15 protein-coding genes are annotated in these 14,629 nt (G+C 60.9%); 3 read left to right on the top strand and 12 right to left on the bottom strand.

Features of this window, described 5'->3' with window-relative positions; genetic code table 11:
* Positions 1–5: 5 nt before the first annotated feature.
* Positions 6–737: an HAD family hydrolase gene (locus tag IV109_RS13350; RefSeq protein ID WP_296697219.1), complete on the bottom strand. Its 732-nt coding sequence runs from the start codon at positions 735–737 to the stop codon at positions 6–8.
* Here IV109_RS13350 and hemH point away from each other — a divergent pair.
* A complete protein-coding gene (gene hemH, locus IV109_RS13355) occupies positions 736–1,845 on the top strand; it encodes a ferrochelatase (RefSeq protein WP_296697220.1) in 1,110 nt (369 codons plus the stop codon). The genes IV109_RS13350 and hemH overlap by 2 nt on opposite strands.
* A 29-nt stretch (positions 1,846–1,874) precedes the next feature.
* Here hemH and IV109_RS13360 read toward each other — a convergent pair whose 3' ends face one another.
* The gene (locus IV109_RS13360) at positions 1,875–2,225 is read right to left on the bottom strand and encodes a DUF3147 family protein (RefSeq protein WP_296697221.1); all 351 of its coding nucleotides are present in this window, start codon (positions 2,223–2,225) and stop codon (positions 1,875–1,877) included.
* 93 nt (positions 2,226–2,318) lie between these two features.
* Here IV109_RS13360 and IV109_RS13365 point away from each other — a divergent pair, with 93 nt between their 5' ends.
* Positions 2,319–2,921 carry a class I SAM-dependent methyltransferase gene (locus tag IV109_RS13365; RefSeq protein ID WP_296697222.1) on the top strand — a complete coding sequence of 201 codons (603 nt, stop codon included), beginning with the start codon at positions 2,319–2,321 and terminating at the stop codon, positions 2,919–2,921.
* Between the two features lie 29 nt (positions 2,922–2,950).
* Here IV109_RS13365 and IV109_RS13370 read toward each other — a convergent pair whose 3' ends face one another.
* Positions 2,951–3,358 carry a hypothetical protein gene (locus tag IV109_RS13370; RefSeq protein ID WP_296697223.1) on the bottom strand — a complete coding sequence of 136 codons (408 nt, stop codon included), beginning with the start codon at positions 3,356–3,358 and terminating at the stop codon, positions 2,951–2,953.
* A gap of 40 nt (positions 3,359–3,398) precedes the next feature.
* A complete protein-coding gene (locus IV109_RS13375; protein WP_296697225.1) occupies positions 3,399–3,971 on the bottom strand; it encodes a restriction endonuclease in 573 nt (190 codons plus the stop codon).
* A 123-nt stretch (positions 3,972–4,094) separates the two neighbouring features.
* Between IV109_RS13375 and IV109_RS13380 the strand changes: the two genes are divergently transcribed.
* Positions 4,095–5,780, top strand: coding sequence for an FAD-binding oxidoreductase (locus tag IV109_RS13380; RefSeq protein ID WP_296697227.1), 1,686 nt, complete (start codon positions 4,095–4,097; stop codon positions 5,778–5,780).
* 82 nt (positions 5,781–5,862) lie between these two features.
* Here IV109_RS13380 and IV109_RS13385 read toward each other — a convergent pair whose 3' ends face one another.
* The 8 genes from IV109_RS13385 to IV109_RS13420 all read right to left on the bottom strand — a co-directional run bounded on the left by IV109_RS13385 (position 5,863) and on the right by IV109_RS13420 (position 14,610).
* Positions 5,863–6,744 (bottom strand): alpha/beta hydrolase, encoded by an 882-nt coding sequence (locus IV109_RS13385; protein WP_296697229.1) that lies wholly within the window; start codon positions 6,742–6,744, stop codon positions 5,863–5,865.
* Positions 6,741–7,817, bottom strand: coding sequence for a branched-chain amino acid ABC transporter permease (locus tag IV109_RS13390; RefSeq protein ID WP_296697231.1), 1,077 nt, complete (start codon positions 7,815–7,817; stop codon positions 6,741–6,743). Before IV109_RS13390 ends, IV109_RS13385 begins: the two co-directional genes overlap by 4 nt.
* 44 nt (positions 7,818–7,861) lie before the next feature.
* Entirely contained in the window at positions 7,862–8,857 is a 996-nt protein-coding gene (locus tag IV109_RS13395; RefSeq protein WP_296697234.1) for a branched-chain amino acid ABC transporter permease, read from the bottom strand.
* Positions 8,854–9,579 (bottom strand): ABC transporter ATP-binding protein, encoded by a 726-nt coding sequence (locus IV109_RS13400; protein WP_296697237.1) that lies wholly within the window; start codon positions 9,577–9,579, stop codon positions 8,854–8,856. Before IV109_RS13400 ends, IV109_RS13395 begins: the two co-directional genes overlap by 4 nt.
* A complete protein-coding gene (locus IV109_RS13405; RefSeq protein ID WP_296697239.1) occupies positions 9,576–10,352 on the bottom strand; it encodes an ABC transporter ATP-binding protein in 777 nt (258 codons plus the stop codon). The genes IV109_RS13400 and IV109_RS13405 overlap by 4 nt, the downstream gene beginning before the upstream one ends.
* A gap of 108 nt (positions 10,353–10,460) precedes the next feature.
* On the bottom strand, positions 10,461–11,669 hold the full coding sequence (locus IV109_RS13410) for a substrate-binding domain-containing protein (protein ID WP_296697242.1): 1,209 nt from the start codon (positions 11,667–11,669) through the stop codon (positions 10,461–10,463).
* Between the two features lie 158 nt (positions 11,670–11,827).
* Positions 11,828–13,315 (bottom strand): sigma 54-interacting transcriptional regulator, encoded by a 1,488-nt coding sequence (locus tag IV109_RS13415; RefSeq protein ID WP_296697244.1) that lies wholly within the window; start codon positions 13,313–13,315, stop codon positions 11,828–11,830.
* A gap of 23 nt (positions 13,316–13,338) precedes the next feature.
* Positions 13,339–14,610, bottom strand: coding sequence for a cytochrome P450 (locus IV109_RS13420; protein WP_296697246.1), 1,272 nt, complete (start codon positions 14,608–14,610; stop codon positions 13,339–13,341).
* Positions 14,611–14,629 lie beyond the last annotated feature (19 nt).

Raw genomic sequence — 14,629 nt, forward strand, 5'->3', positions numbered from 1 at the left:
GGCCGTCAGGCCTGCGGGGAATTGGCAGACCACAGGTCGCAAAGCTCGCTCAAAGTGGCGACTGTTTCGTGCGGATGCTGTTCATGCGTCCACAGGTGTTCGCTGCGGTTGACCCACACGGTTTGCATGCCGGCACTCAAAGCACCCAGCACATCCAGCGCGGCATCGTCGCCAATGTGCAACACCGCATCGGACGTGACGCCCGCCGCCATGGCCGCAGCATGAAAGATTCGCGGATCGGGCTTGCCCACGCCGAATTCGCGTGCATTCACCGCCGCTGTGAAAAATTCACCCAGACCAACCCGACCCACATCGGCATTGCCGTTGGACAGTGCCACGATCGGAAAGCGCGCCGCCAGAAACTCCAGCGCGGGGCGGGCATCGTCGAACAAGTCCACGCGCATGCGCTCGGCAAAAAAAACCTCAAAGGCGGGCTCTGCCAGGTCAGTGTCCTCGCTGGCATGGTGCAGCGCCAGGCGGATGGACTCGCGCCGAAGCGCACTCAAGTCGTGGCCGATGCCAGGCTGCGTGCGAACCACCTGCTCACGCACCGCATGGCGCGCCCGGGGGTCGGCAAAAACTGCAGCGGCGCCTGGCGCCTGCTGCCCCAGCCAGGTGGCCAGGGCCTTCTCCGCGCGCTCGATCGTGGGCCAAATGGGCCACAGCGTGTCGTCCAGATCGAGGGTTATTGCCCTGATTTTTGAAATATCCAGCATAGGTGCGGGAGAATACCGCATGACCCAATTTTCAAGCGGCAAGTTCGCCAAAGAACCCTCCTTCACCCATGGTCAGGTACCGCGCACCGCCGTGCTGTACTGCAACCTGGGCACGCCCGACACGCCCACACCAGCCGATGTGCGGCGCTTCCTGGCCAAGTTTCTGAGCGACCCGCGTGTGGTGGAAATCCCGCGCCTGCTGTGGCTGCTGATTCTGCACGGCATCATCCTGCGCGTGCGGCCCGCCAAGTCGGCCGCCAAGTACGCCAGCATCTGGACAAAAGAGGGCTCGCCGCTCAAGGTCTGGACCGAGAAGCAGGCCAAGCTGCTGCAAGGCTGGCTGGGCCAGCGCGGACACAGGGTGCAGGTGCGCTACGCCATGCGCTACGGCAGCACCTCCATCCCCTCCCAACTCGATGCACTGAAGGCAGAGGGCGTGACGCGCGTACTGATCCTGCCGGCCTACCCGCAATATTCGGCCACCACCACCGCCAGCCTTTTTGACGCGGTGTACGCCTGGGCCGGCAAGGTACGCAACCTGCCCGAGCTGCGCTTTGTGAACCGCTACCACGACGACCCCGGCTACATCAAGGCGCTGGCCCAAAGCATCAGCCTGTACTGGAAGGCCAACGGCCGCCCCGACCAGCTGGTGATGAGCTTTCATGGTGTGCCCGAGCGCACCTTGCATCTGGGCGACCCCTACCACTGCGAATGCCACAAGACCGCCCGCCTGCTGGCCGAAGAACTGGGCTTGGGCAAGGAGCAGTTCAAGGTGACGTTTCAATCCCGCCTGGGCCGCGCCAAATGGCTGGAGCCCTACACCGAACCCACACTGATCGCCATGGGCAAAGCGGGCGTGAAGCGCGTCGATGTGGTATGCCCCGGCTTCACCAGCGACTGCCTGGAAACGCTGGAAGAAATCGCCATGGAGGGCCGCGCAGCGTTCCTGACCGCGGGCGGCAAGGACTACCACTACATCCCCTGCCTGAACGATGACATCGGGTGGATCACGGCCCTGTGCGAGTTAACCCAGCGGCATCTGGCCGGCTGGCCTACCCAGGCCGATGCCGACCTGCAGGCCTTGGCAGCGTCCAGGACGGCGGCGCTGCAGTTGGGGGCGAAGCAATAGGCGGCACGTCGGCTGCAAACAGTTGATTGTCAGAGCAGGTCAACGCCAAACAGCCTGACCACGTAGGCAAAGACGGCGAAGCAAGCCAGGGTCAGAACCACGCATGCGGCCAAAGTCAACCAGAACCCCAAGCGTGGAAGCAACAGGGGGAAAACCAAAAACATGGGGAGCGTCGGCACAACGTACCAAAAGGTATACCAGGCGTAATTGGCAATTTTTGCCTCTGGCTGACCATCCACGTACAGCCAAACCAGTGTCAGGATTGCCACCAAGGGCAATGCGGCAATCAAACCGCCCAGCTTGTCGCTGCGCTTGGCAAATTCGGAGATGGCAACCACCAGACCGGCGGTCACGAGGTACTTTGTAATTAACCAGGTCATGGGCGAATGGTAGCGCTGCCAAGCGGCAACGGCAGCGTATCCCAAGCAGAATGTCGAGCTTTGCCCAAATGCGGGGTGTAAACTTTTCCAATCATGACCAGCAACAAGAGCATTGCCTTCTTTGACGAGCAGTTCAAACGTCAGTTGAGCGACGACGCCAACAAGTTGAATCCGTTTGAGGACCTTGCCCTGCCCTACCTGCGCGGCGAAGTACTTGACTTTGGCTGCGGCTTGGGAAATCTGGCATTCGCCGCGGCCCTGAGGGGCTGCCAGGTTCGCGCGATAGATGCCAGTCCTGCCGCCATCGAACACATCAAACTGCGGGCTGCGGCTGACAACCTGCAAATTTCAGCATCCGTTGCCGACTTGCGCGATTATTCGATCACAGGTGATTACGACTGCATTGTCTGTATAGGACTGCTCATGTTCTTTGACTGCACAAGCGCATTCAAGGTGCTGTCGCAGCTGCAGTCTCACGTTCGCCCCGGGGGCCTTGTCATCATCAATGTTCTCGTCGAGGGAACGACTTACATGGACATGTTCGATCCATCCAGTCACTGTCTCTTCGAGCCGTTTGAAATGCTGCGCCGGTTCAAAGGATGGGACATTGAGCATTCTGAGTTCACTGATTTCGAAGCGCCGCAAGCCACCTTGAAGCGCTTCTCGACCGTCATCGCCCGCAGGCCAGGCATTTAATCGACTCCAACGACAGCAATAGCCCGCAGCTATGGCTCATGCCTCGATTTTGCCTGGGCCAGGGCTGCGAAACAGGGTGCCAGAAGCGTGACAAGAAGGACGACAGGCCAGAGGTTTCCGTCTTTGAAGGTATACGCATCAAGTAGCTCGGCCCAGGACTTGTGCTGGACATAGCGCCCGAAGCTGAACTCGAAAGCCAGCGTCAGGCACAACCAGAAAACGCCAACAAGAAGGCCCTGCGATGCAGTGACGTTCTTCGTGAAACGCACAAAGGCGTGGGCCACAAGTGCCACAAGCAGAGAAAGCAGCACACCGCTCAGGACGAGGCCGCTGGCTCTGCCAAAGGAAGGAACCAGAACGGCTTCGCGCAAAGCTCCGTTGGCTACAGCGAGGACCAAGATGACTAACCAGGCCAAAAGCGATTTGAGTAACAGCACAGCTCTTCCTTGCGGCATCTATCGTGAATGCTGTCCGGCCCTAGGCAGTCTCCGACAAAAGCTGCGCCAACTCCCCCTCGGACATCAAAACCATGCCTTCGCTGTTGGCGAAACGGCGTGCCTGATCGGTGACCTGGCCCAGGCCAATGTAGATCAACTGATCGGCACCCAGCGCCTGCTTTTGCACCACAAGATCGCGCAGCGCATCCACGCCATGGGTCGCGGCTTTCCAGCGCTTGCAGCTCACCACCGTGACGCGTCCGCTTTTTTCCAACTGGAAGTCAGCGCCGGCCCCCTTCAGGCGCGTCACGGCAAATCCCTGGCGCTGAAAGGCCCGCTCCAGCTTGCCTGAAAAATCGGACCAGGACATGCCCGCTACGCGGCTAAGCAACTCCGCGACGCGGGCAGGATCGGGCGCATTGCGCTGACGCCAGGCGGCGATGACACCGATCACCAAAAACGGAAAGCCGCCCATCATCCCGACGGCCACATACTGCTTTGGCAGCAAAACGACTGACGCCAGGGAGAACGCAGCCATCAGTGCAAAGCTGATCCACCACGGTGAACGCAGCAGGATTGCGAATAACGATTTTTCGGACATCTTGAATTTCATGGCTTGCCTGTTGATCTGCGACTTTGCGCGATGACGAAGTGTACGCAGTGCCGGCACGCTAAGATGCCCTGCACCCAACACCCGGCCCATGTCGAGCATTTTGATTGAAGGATGGAGAAGCCAATGAACACCACACCGAGCAGTCTTTCCCGTCGCCCGGCGCGACGCTTCTGGGGTTGGGGTGCAGCAGACGCCACGCTGGATATCCAGGAACAGGCTGCGGTGAAATTCACGGTGGAGCAACTGGGCGGCAACTATGTGGCCCTGGCAGCGCCGGATGCATCCGAATACACCCTGCGCGCACCGCGTGTAGCGCCGCCGGCCGCGCTGGCCTCCAGCTTCTCGCAATCGCCGGTCGATCGACTCAACCATGCCTACGGCAAAAGCTACGCCGACTGCGCCCGCATGTGGCTGCGCAGCGTACCCAACCCGCCGGACTGGGTGGCTTACCCCGATGACGAACAAGCCGTCGTTGACGTTCTGGACTGGGCGGCACGGAGCAATGTCGCTGTGATTCCGTTTGGCGGAGGCACCAGCGTTTGCGGCGGTGTCGAGCCAGCGGTTGGCGATGGCTTTGCCGGAACGATTTCGCTGGACATGGAGCGACTGGGCCGGGTGCTGGAGATTGACAAGGTGAGCCGTGCCGCACGCATTCAGGCGGGCGCGTTCGGGCCGGACATTGAATCGCAACTGCGTGCGCACGATCTGACGCTGCGCCACTATCCGCAGAGCTTTGAGTTCTCTACCCTGGGCGGCTGGATTGCCACCCGCGCCGGCGGCCACTACGCCACGCAGCACACCCACATTGACGACTTTGTTGAGTCCACGCGCATGGTGACCCCCAACGGCGTGATGCAAACGCAGCGCCTGCCCGGTTCGGGGGCGGGCCCCGCGCCTGATCGGCTGGTGCTCGGCAGCGAGGGCACGCTGGGTGTCATCACCGAGGCCTGGATGCGCTTGCAGGACAAGCCGCGCTTTCGCGCCTCGGCCTCCATTCGCTTCACCGACTACTTCGCTGCAGCACGCTGTGTGCGGGCACTGGCGCAGTCGGGCCTGAATCCGAGCAACTGTCGTTTGCTGGACCCGATGGAAACCATTTTCTCCGGCGTGGGTGATGGCCGCTTTGCGGTGTTGGTGCTGGGCTTTGAGTCGGCCGACCACGCGCTGCCAACCTGGATGGCGCGCGCACTTGAGCTGGTGCACGATCATGGCGGTGAATACGACGCCAAGGCAGTGGAGCGCTCCATGGCATCCGAAGGCAGCGACGAGCATCGGCGCGGTGCGGCAGGCGTGTGGCGCAATGCCTTCATTCGCATGCCCTACTGGCGAGACCCGGCAGTAGGCCTGGGCATCATCATGGACACCTTCGAGACGGCCATCACCTGGGACCGGTTTGAGAGTTTTTACCGGCAGGTCAAGCAGGAGGTGGAGACAGTGATTCAACGCGCCACCGGACAGAAGACTGTTATTTCCTGTCGCATCACACACGCCTACCCGGATGGCGCAGCACCCTACTTCACCATCGCCACCAAGGGCTCGGCAACTGGCGATGTGGCCAGTGCGCTGGCGGCCTGGCGCGACATCAAGCTGGCGGCCAATGCGGCAGTGGTGGGGCATGGCGGCACGGTCACGCACCATCACGCGGTGGGGCGCGACCACCGTAGCGGCTACGACCGCGAAGTGCCCGTGCTGTTCCGCCAGATGCTGGCGGGGGCCAAGGCGGCGGTTGATCCGCGCGGCATCCTGAACCCCGGGGTGCTGTACAACACGAACAGCTCGCCACAAGGGCAAAGCGGCGTACTCGCGTGAGCGCTGGGCATACAGGGACGAAAAGAGCCCGATGCCACCGTATAACCTATCAATAATGCTATAGATTAAATAGCATTCTGATTCAGTTTGCGGCCTCAATGAACCCGCTCACCAGGTCCAGCTGCTCGGGCACATTCAGCGCAGGCGCATGGCCACAGCCCTTGATCTCCACCACGCTGGCAAGTCCGCCAGCGCCGGGGCCGCGGCGCATCATCTCGTCCGTGGTCTCGCGCAGCACCAGATCTGAATCGACCCCGCGCAGGCAAAACACGGGAATCGTGATTGCATCGTAGTGTTCCCAGATCAGGTAGTCATCCGGTTGACTGATGAACTGCTGCACCATGGCCGGGTCGTAATGCGGGGTGACGCGGCCATCGGGCAGGCGGCGGGTGGAAGTCTCGGTCAAACGCCGCCACTGCGCATCGGTCAGGGCACCGTAGGGTTTGTACACCTGGCGAAAGAAGGCCTCCAGCTCCCGCACCGTATGAAACGCTGGCGGGTTGCCGGCATAGGCGCGGATGCGCTCAATGGCGGCTTGCGCCAGTTGCGGTGCGTTGTCGTTCAGGGTCAGGCTCTGGATGCGCTGCTTCATGCCGGGGTACAACAGGCCGGCCGCGCACACGGTGCCAATTGCGCCTCCCATCGAAGTGCCCACCCAATGCGCTGTGTCAATCTGCAGCTGGTCAAACAAATCAACCGCAATCCGGGCATAAAACGCCAGGCAGTATTCCTGTTCAGGTCGTGCGCTCCATTGGCTCAGGCCGCGCCCGATGGTGTCGGGACAGATCACCCGGTAGCCGCGCGCACTCAGGTGCTCGGCCAGCTCATCCATGTCACGCCCGGTGCGGGCCAGGCCGTGCCAGGCGATCACGGTGCGCTCATGCTGCGCGCCCCACTCGGTGACATGAATTTCGTAGCCAGCGCAGGTGAGGTAGCGGGAAGAGCAAGTTGGATGGAGGCTCATGACTGGGCTCCTGCCGCACTGCTGGCGCGCAAGCGCCCGACAACACCGGTGGGAAAGTAATACACCGACAACACAAACAGCACCCCCAGCCAAAGCAACCAGCGGTCAGGCGAGAGCAAGGCCGACAGCCAGGGCAAGGAGGAAGCGGCTTCGCTGCCCAGACGCAACAGATCCTGCAGGTAACTTTGTGCCACCATGAAAAGCGCCGCCCCAATGGCCGCACCATAGATGGTGCCCATGCCGCCAATCACCACGATCAGCAACACATCCATCATGATCTCGAAGGACAGCGAGGTGTCCGGCCCGTTGTAACGCAGCCAGAGCGCCAGCATGGCACCAGCCAGGCAGGCAAACAATGCCGACAAAATAGCGGAGGTGGTGCGGTACACCACCACGCGGTAGCCAATCGCCTCGGCACGAAACTCGTTCTCGCGGATCGCCTGCAAGACGCGTCCGAACGGCGAATTCACGATGCGCAGCATGGCCAGCAGCAGGCCCAGGGCGCTGGCAAACAACACGTAGTAGCAGAGCAGGCGTCCGTCCAGCGAAACCCCCAGAAAAGGTTCTGCAGCGAATTCATGGCTGGGCGACAAAATCTCGGGCACCTTGAAGCTCAACCCGTCTTCACCACCGGTGATGTCCGAAAGCTGCGAAGCCAGGGTCAGGAAGGCAGAGGCGACCGCCAGCGTGATCATGGCAAAGAAGATGGCCCGCACGCGCAGCGAGAACAGCCCCACCAGCAAGGCCAGCACAAACGAGAGCGCCAGGGAAGACAGCAGCCCCACCGCCAGGGCCTCCCAGGTGGGGCCCAGGCGGGTGGTTGCCACCGCAATGCCGTAGGCGCCAATGCCAAAGAACATGGTGTGCGCAAAGCTGACGATGCCGGTATAACCCAGCAGCAAGTCAAAGCTGGCCACCAGCACAATGAACACCAGCACTTTGGCCGCCACATTCAGCGCCTTGACACCGGGAAAGATAAACGGTGCGCCGGCCAGTGCCACCAGCAGCAACACCAGCAAGACCGCCAGCACACGGCTGCGGGGAAAGTCATTGGAAAGAAGTCGTTGCAACATACATAAACCTCAAGAAAGCGACTCTTTAACCCGCCGGGGGTTGTTCATCGGTTAGCCACGGGATATACGCCCTGCGGACGCCAGAGCAGAATCATCACCATCAACAGGATGTTGGAAAACAAGGCCAGCTTGGGCAAGAGAAAGCCGGTGTAGTTCGCCATCAGGCCCACCAGCAGTGCGCCAATCAGGGCGCCGCCCGTGGAGCCCAGACCGCCGATGATGATCACGATGAAGATCAGCACATTCACCTGTGCGCCGATTTGCGGGGTCACGCTTTGCTGGTACAGCCCCCACATCACGCCACCCAGACCAGCCAGCGCGCTGCCCACCACGAACACGCCCACGAACAGGCGTTTGATGCGGTAACCCAGCGACTCCACCATCTCGCGGTCCTGCACGCCAGCGCGAATCAGCAAACCGATCTTGGTGCGGCTCAAGGTCCAGGCCAGGGCCGCAAACACCAGGCCGCCCACCACCATCGCCAGCAGCCGGTATTTTTCAATGGCGGCATCACCCAGCAACACCGCACCGCGCAGGGCCTCGGGCAAGGGCAAGGCAATCTGGGCAGGACCCCAGATCACCTTGATGAGTTCCTCGCCAATGATCATGCCGCCCATGGTGATCAGGATTTGCTTCAGGTGCTGGCCGTAGACCGGGCGCACAATGAAGCGCTCAAACGCCAGCCCAAGCGCACCCGCCACCAGCATGGCCACCAGCATGGCCGGGAACAGGGCCACCAGGTTGCGCCACAGCTCAGGCGATCCGGTCCAGTCGCCCATGAGGCCAAGCACCGTCGTGGCCACGAACGCACCCAGGGCAATGAAGACGCCATGGCCAAAGTTCAATACGTCCATCAGGCCAAACACCAGCGTGAGACCAGAGGCGATGATGAAGATGATCATGCCCATGGCCAAGCCGGCCACGGTGAGCGTCAGCCAGGTCGAGGGCGATCCGATGAAGGGAAACACCAGCAGTGCCAGCAGGGGCACCAGCGCCAGCGGCTTCCAGTCAAAGTCGATCTGTTTAAGCGATGATTTCATAGGGCCAGTCCCAGCAATGACTGTTGTAGTTGTTCGTCTGCGGCCAGCGCCTGCATGCTGCCCGCGTGCACCACGCGTCCGTTGTCCATGACCGCCACGTGGTCGCCCAGGCGTTTGGCAAAACTGAAGTTTTGCTCCACCAGCAAAATCGTGGTGCCGGTGGCCTTGAGCTGGGCGAAGGCGTCGATCATGTTGTTGATGATGGCGGGCGCCAGGCCCTTGCTGGGCTCATCCACGATCAGCAACTCACGCGGCTCCACAATGGCGCGGGCCACCGCAAGCATTTGCTTTTGCCCGCCCGAGAGCTTGCCTGCCGGGTAATTCCAGAACTTTTCCACCGCCGGAAACAGGGAAAAAATCCACTGCAGGCGGGCCTCGTCCATCTGGCCTGCATGCTTGGCCTGGCGCGCGGCCAGCAGCATGTTTTCCTTCACCGTGAGGTCTGAAAAAATGCCCATGTTCTCCGGCACGTAGGCAATGTTGAGGGAAGCGATCTCGGGCGTGCTCAAGGCGGTGATGGCACGCTGCCCGAAGCTCACCGAACCCTGGCTGGCATGCCACAAGCCCATGATGGTGCGCAGCGTGGTGGTTTTGCCGGCGCCATTGCGCCCCAGCAGCATGGTCAGTTGACCGCGCGGCACGGCAAGGTCCACACCATGCAGGATGTGATAGGCGCCAATGTGGGTGTGCACCCCTTCAAGTTTCAATAGCAGGTCGTTCATACGCCCTCCCCGGCATTGACTGGGGCGAGCCCCAGATAGGCCTCCTGCACCACGGGGGAGGCAATCACCGTGGCCGGGTCGCCATCGGCCACCAGAGCGCCGTTGTGCAGCACGATGATGCGGTCGGCCAACTCACGCACAACATCCATCTTGTGCTCCACCAACAGAATGGTCTTGCGCTTGTCGTCCTTGAGTTGGCGAATCAGGTTCAGGATCACGGGCGCTTCATCGGCACTCATGCCGGCGGTGGGCTCATCGAACATGAACACCTCTGACTCCAGTGCCATGAGCAGGGCCACTTCAAGCTTGCGCTGATCGCCATGCGGCAGACTGGCCACCGCCATGTGTCGCTTGTCCTTCATGGCCACGGCCTCCAGGACTTCTTCGGCGCGCCCGGTCAAGGCCTTGTGGTCGCTCCAGATGCTCCACAGGTTGAGGCCGCGAAAGTGCGAGCCAGCGCGCGTGGCCTGCACCGCCAGGCGCACGTTCTCCAGCACCGACAAGTTGGGAAACAGGTTGGTCAACTGGAACGCACGCCCCAGCCCGGCGCGCGTTCTGGCCGATGGGCTCAAGCCGGCCAGGCTCTGGCCGTTGAGAAACACGTCCCCCTCGGTGGCCTTGATCTGGCCCGAAATCAGGTTGAAGTACGTGGTCTTGCCCGCGCCATTGGGGCCGACGATGGCGGTCAGCGTGCCGGGCTGGAAAGCGCAGCTGACAGCATTCACCGCCACGTGGCCGCCAAAGCGGACCGTGAGTTCTTTGGTTTCAAGCATGTTTTAAAGCTCCCTTGGTGGTGGGAGCGGCGTAGCGAACAGTCGTCCATCAAGGCGCACTGCGCAAAGCCGCTATCGGCCTGCGCAGTCGCCGGGCTACCTCATCAATTAGCGCTTGTTGCGAATCGGAATATTCATCTCTTCAGGCTTGATCTCGCGCACGAGTTCAGGCACGCCCCAGGCAAAGGCCGGGTCGTTCTTGATCTTGAAGTGGTACATGCTTTGCATCGCCTGGTGATCTTCCTTGCGGAAGGTCATCTTGCCCTTGGGCGTATCAAAGCTCATGCCTTCCATGGTCTCGATCAGCTTGTTGGTGTTGGTGTCGCCCTTGGTTTTGTTGAGCGCGGTCACCACAGCCATGGCCGCCGAAAAACCACCAGCCGTGAAGAAATCTGGTGGCGCCTTGTACTGGCTGTAGTGGCGAGCCACCATGGCTTCGTTGATCGGGTTCTTCGGAATGCCGAAGTAGTAGTACAGCGCGCCTTCCATGCCGGGGAACTGCTTGTAAGCCACCATCGCGGGCAGGATGTTGCCACCGGTGGCCAGCTCGATGCCATAGCGCTTTTTCAGCTCGAGGTCAGCGATTTTACTAAAAGGTGTGGGGGCGCCAGACCAACCCACCGAGATGTACTTCTTGCCCGGCTGGTCCTTGAGCTTGTCCACAATGCGCTGCAAACCGGCGGTGAAGTCGGTGGTGCCCACGGGCAAATACTCTTCGTGGACGATCTTGGCGTGCTTGATGAATTCCTTGGCGGCCTTGACACCGTCGCGGCCGAAAGCATTGTCGTTGGCCAGCACGGCAACCACGTTGCCCGGTTTGTCAAACGCAGCCGCATTGGCGGCTGCATCCTGGCTGGAATTGCGGCCGGTGCGGAAGATGTACTTGTTCCACTTGTCACCGGTGATCGAATCGGCCACGGCGGGCTCTACCAGCAGGATTTTTTTGTATTCCTCGGCCACGGGCAACATCGCCAGCGCGACTGGCGAAGCGGTGGGGCCCACGGCCAGATCCACCTTGTCATCGCCGTAAGCAGCGGCCAGCAAGCTCTTGCCAATGTCGGGCTTGCCCTGGTCATCCTTCTCAATCACCACCAGCTTCTTGCCTGCGACCATCATGGTGCCGCCAGTGGCGTAGTCCAGGCCCATCATGAAACCGATCTGCGTCTGTTTGGCATAAGCCTCCAGCGGACCGGTCTTGCTGTAAATGTGGGCAATCTTGATTTCCTTGGACTGACCAAATGCCAGCGGGGCGGCCAAGGTGCAAGCGAGTGCGGTAGCAGCCAAAGTGGCCTGTGCGACCCAAGTGCGACGATGCATGTCTATCTCCTGTTGTGGTTATCAGATCAATGATTGATATTGCATCAAGCGTGCCAAACCGTAACCTCTTGATTTAATTGAGAAAAACTACACCATTGACTGAAAATGTCTAAATACCAGACAACTCAATATGACTAAATATTGAACAATATGTATTTTTATTGGGCATTATCATCAAGCCGTCCGTAGAGCGTGGCGCGGGAAATTCCCAACATTTTGGCGGCGGCAACCTTGTTGCCACGGCTGGCCTCCATGGCTGCAGCGATGGCCTGGCGCTCCAGCGCGGCCACCTGCTCAGCCAGCGGACGCAAGCTTGGCGCAGCGGCCATACCGGCCCCGCTGGATGTGGCTGCTGCGGGCGCCGGCGCCGGGTTGGCAATGCCGGCATCGCGCAACACAGCTTCCAGCTGCGAGGCACCGATGCGATGCGAATCACTGCGCATGGTGGCCTGCTCCAGCACGTTGCGCAGCTCGCGGATGTTGCCGCGCCACACCTGTGCCGAGAGCAGCGCCAGTGCCCCGGCGCTGAGCTCGGGCGGCTGTGCACCGCTGCGCAGCGCCATGTCCTCACCCAGCACCTCCACCAGCGCGGGAATGTCTTCGCGCCGCTCACGCAGGGGCGGCACCCTGATCGGCAACACATTGAGACGGTAAAACAAGTCTTCCCGAAAGTTGCCTTCGCGCACCAGACGGGCCAGATCGCGCGAGGTGGCGGCAATCACCCGGGCATCAAAAGGAATCAGCTTGTTGGAGCCCAGCGGCTCGATCTCGCCTTCCTGCAGCGCACGCAGCAGCTTGGACTGCAAGGCCAGCGGCATATCGCCGATCTCGTCCAGAAACAGCGTGCCGCCATCGGCCAGGCGGAACTTGCCATCACGCCCCTTGCGGTCGGCACCGGTATAAGCCCCCGGTGCAACCCCGAAAAATTCAGCCTCCAGCAGCGTGTCGGGCACGGCCGCAATGTTCAGGCTGATGAAGGGTTTGCTGTCCCGCGCGGATGAAGCATGGATGGCATGGGCCAGCAACTCCTTGCCCGTGCCGGTTTCCCCCAGCAAGAGCACCGGGCTGGACGATTGTGCGGCCCGGCGCGCTTGCCGCTTGACCTCTACCGCCGCGGCACTGGCTCCCACGAAACTGGCAAAGGTGTACTTGGACTGACGCTGGCCCTGCAACTGCCCACTGCGATGGCTGGCAAGTTCGCGCCGGGCATCGTCCAGATCACGCTGCAGCAAAGAAAACTTGCCAATCAGGGGCTGCAGGCTGGTCTCGGGATGGTCAAACAAGACGATACCCAAAGCGCCAATCACTTCCCCCTGGCTGTCGCGCAAGGGAATACGGCTCACCACAAAAGTGCCGGCCTGGTTGGTCAGCAGATCAATCAGTATCGGCTTGCCGGTCTCCAGCACATGGTGCATCTGGGTGTTTTGCACCACGCTGTCTACCGGGTGTCCCACAAAATCCTCCACCCGCTGGAAGCCCAGGGCCGGTAAAAAACGTTTGTACTGCTCATTGATCCAGACCACGCGGGCCTGCCGGTCCACCAGCATCATGCCTTCGCTGGCGTTGGCAAAAAGGTCAAACATGGAGCGCGCCGCAAGCTCCAGAATGCTCTGTGCATCGCGCGGTAATGAGTCAGTCTTGTCCATGCGCGGATGTTAACGCGCGACAACTACCCCGGGATGCGTACCGGCAGACTGGTGAAGCCCCTGACAAATGCGGAGCGAACGCGGGCCGGCTGGCCAACCACTTCAATCACGGGGAAGCGTCGCAGTATTTCTTCCCACAAAATTTTGAGCTGCAGCTCAGCAAGACGATTGCCAACGCAACGGTGAATACCAAAACCAAACGACAGATGCTGGCGCGGCTTGGCACGGTCGATGATGAAGCGGGTTGGCTCGGCAATCGCTGATTCATCTCGATTACCCGACAAGTACCACATGGCCAGCTTGTCGCCCTTCTTGATTTGCTTGCCGCCCAGCTCCGCATCGGCCGTGGCAGTGCGCCGCATATAGGCCAGCGGTGTTTGCCAGCGGATGATCTCGGGCACCATGCTGTCAATCAGCGCAGGGTTGGCCCGCAGCTTGGCCATTTCCTGGGGATGGTCATGCAAGGCCAGTAATCCCCCGGTCATCGAATTGCGTGTGGTGTCGTTGCCCCCCACAATCAGGAGGACCAGATTTCCCATGAACTCCAGGGGGCCCATGTTGCGGGTTTGCGCGCCATGCGCCAGCATCGACACCAGGTCGGTTCGCGGGGGTTCGTTGACGCGCTCATTCCACAGGCGTGTGAAATAGCCCAGCATTTTCTTCAGCTCTGCCATGCGCACCTCTGGTTCCGGCGCATCAGGATTGGTGAGCTTGTTGGACGTTGCCATGTCAGACCAGTGCGTCAGTAGCCGACGGTCTTCAAGTGGGAAATCGAACAAGGTCGCCAGCATGTAGGTGGTCAGTTCAATGGAGACCTTGTCGACCCAGTCGAAGGTCTCATTGCGCGGCAGGCTGTCAAGCACTTTGCATGTGCGCTCCCGAATCAGGTCGTGCCAGTTGTTCAAATTGGCCGGTGCGACGATGGTGCCTATCGCCTTGCGCTGCTCATCATGCTTGGGCGGGTCCATGGCAATGAACATCTGCAACTGCTGCTCACCCGGTGGAAAGTCCATCAATGTAATGCCGCCTCTGGACCAATCGGAGGAGAACACGGCGTGGTTGGTATCCACGGCCATGATGTCTTCGTAGCGCGTCACCGACCAATAGTCACCCATGCCGGGCACAGGGCTGTGCGAACGGTGCACCGGGTCTTCACGGCGCAAACGCTCAAACTTGTAGCCCACGGTATCGTCAACAAAGCCCTGTGTATCGGCAGGATCGATCTGATCCAGCGGCATGGCATCGATGCGCGCACGCGCCTGGGCAACGGAATCCGGGGTGACCACGGCACTCATGGCGTATCTCCTGGTTGAC

This window comes from Rhodoferax sp., from assembly GCF_018780565.1.
GTDB lineage: Bacteria > Pseudomonadota > Gammaproteobacteria > Burkholderiales > Burkholderiaceae_C > Rhodoferax.

Coding starts and splice junctions, on each gene's coding strand:
- hemH (WP_296697220.1), top strand. CDS start 736: ATGACCCAATTTTCAAGCGGCAAGTTCGCCAAAGAACCCTCCTTCACC.
- IV109_RS13350 (WP_296697219.1), bottom strand. CDS start 737: ATGCGGTATTCTCCCGCACCTATGCTGGATATTTCAAAAATCAGGGCA.
- IV109_RS13360 (WP_296697221.1), bottom strand. CDS start 2,225: ATGACCTGGTTAATTACAAAGTACCTCGTGACCGCCGGTCTGGTGGTT.
- IV109_RS13365 (WP_296697222.1), top strand. CDS start 2,319: ATGACCAGCAACAAGAGCATTGCCTTCTTTGACGAGCAGTTCAAACGT.
- IV109_RS13375 (WP_296697225.1), bottom strand. CDS start 3,971: ATGAAATTCAAGATGTCCGAAAAATCGTTATTCGCAATCCTGCTGCGT.
- IV109_RS13380 (WP_296697227.1), top strand. CDS start 4,095: ATGAACACCACACCGAGCAGTCTTTCCCGTCGCCCGGCGCGACGCTTC.
- IV109_RS13385 (WP_296697229.1), bottom strand. CDS start 6,744: ATGAGCCTCCATCCAACTTGCTCTTCCCGCTACCTCACCTGCGCTGGC.
- IV109_RS13390 (WP_296697231.1), bottom strand. CDS start 7,817: ATGTTGCAACGACTTCTTTCCAATGACTTTCCCCGCAGCCGTGTGCTG.
- IV109_RS13395 (WP_296697234.1), bottom strand. CDS start 8,857: ATGAAATCATCGCTTAAACAGATCGACTTTGACTGGAAGCCGCTGGCG.
- IV109_RS13400 (WP_296697237.1), bottom strand. CDS start 9,579: ATGAACGACCTGCTATTGAAACTTGAAGGGGTGCACACCCACATTGGC.
- IV109_RS13405 (WP_296697239.1), bottom strand. CDS start 10,352: ATGCTTGAAACCAAAGAACTCACGGTCCGCTTTGGCGGCCACGTGGCG.
- IV109_RS13410 (WP_296697242.1), bottom strand. CDS start 11,669: ATGCATCGTCGCACTTGGGTCGCACAGGCCACTTTGGCTGCTACCGCA.
- IV109_RS13415 (WP_296697244.1), bottom strand. CDS start 13,315: ATGGACAAGACTGACTCATTACCGCGCGATGCACAGAGCATTCTGGAG.
- IV109_RS13420 (WP_296697246.1), bottom strand. CDS start 14,610: ATGAGTGCCGTGGTCACCCCGGATTCCGTTGCCCAGGCGCGTGCGCGC.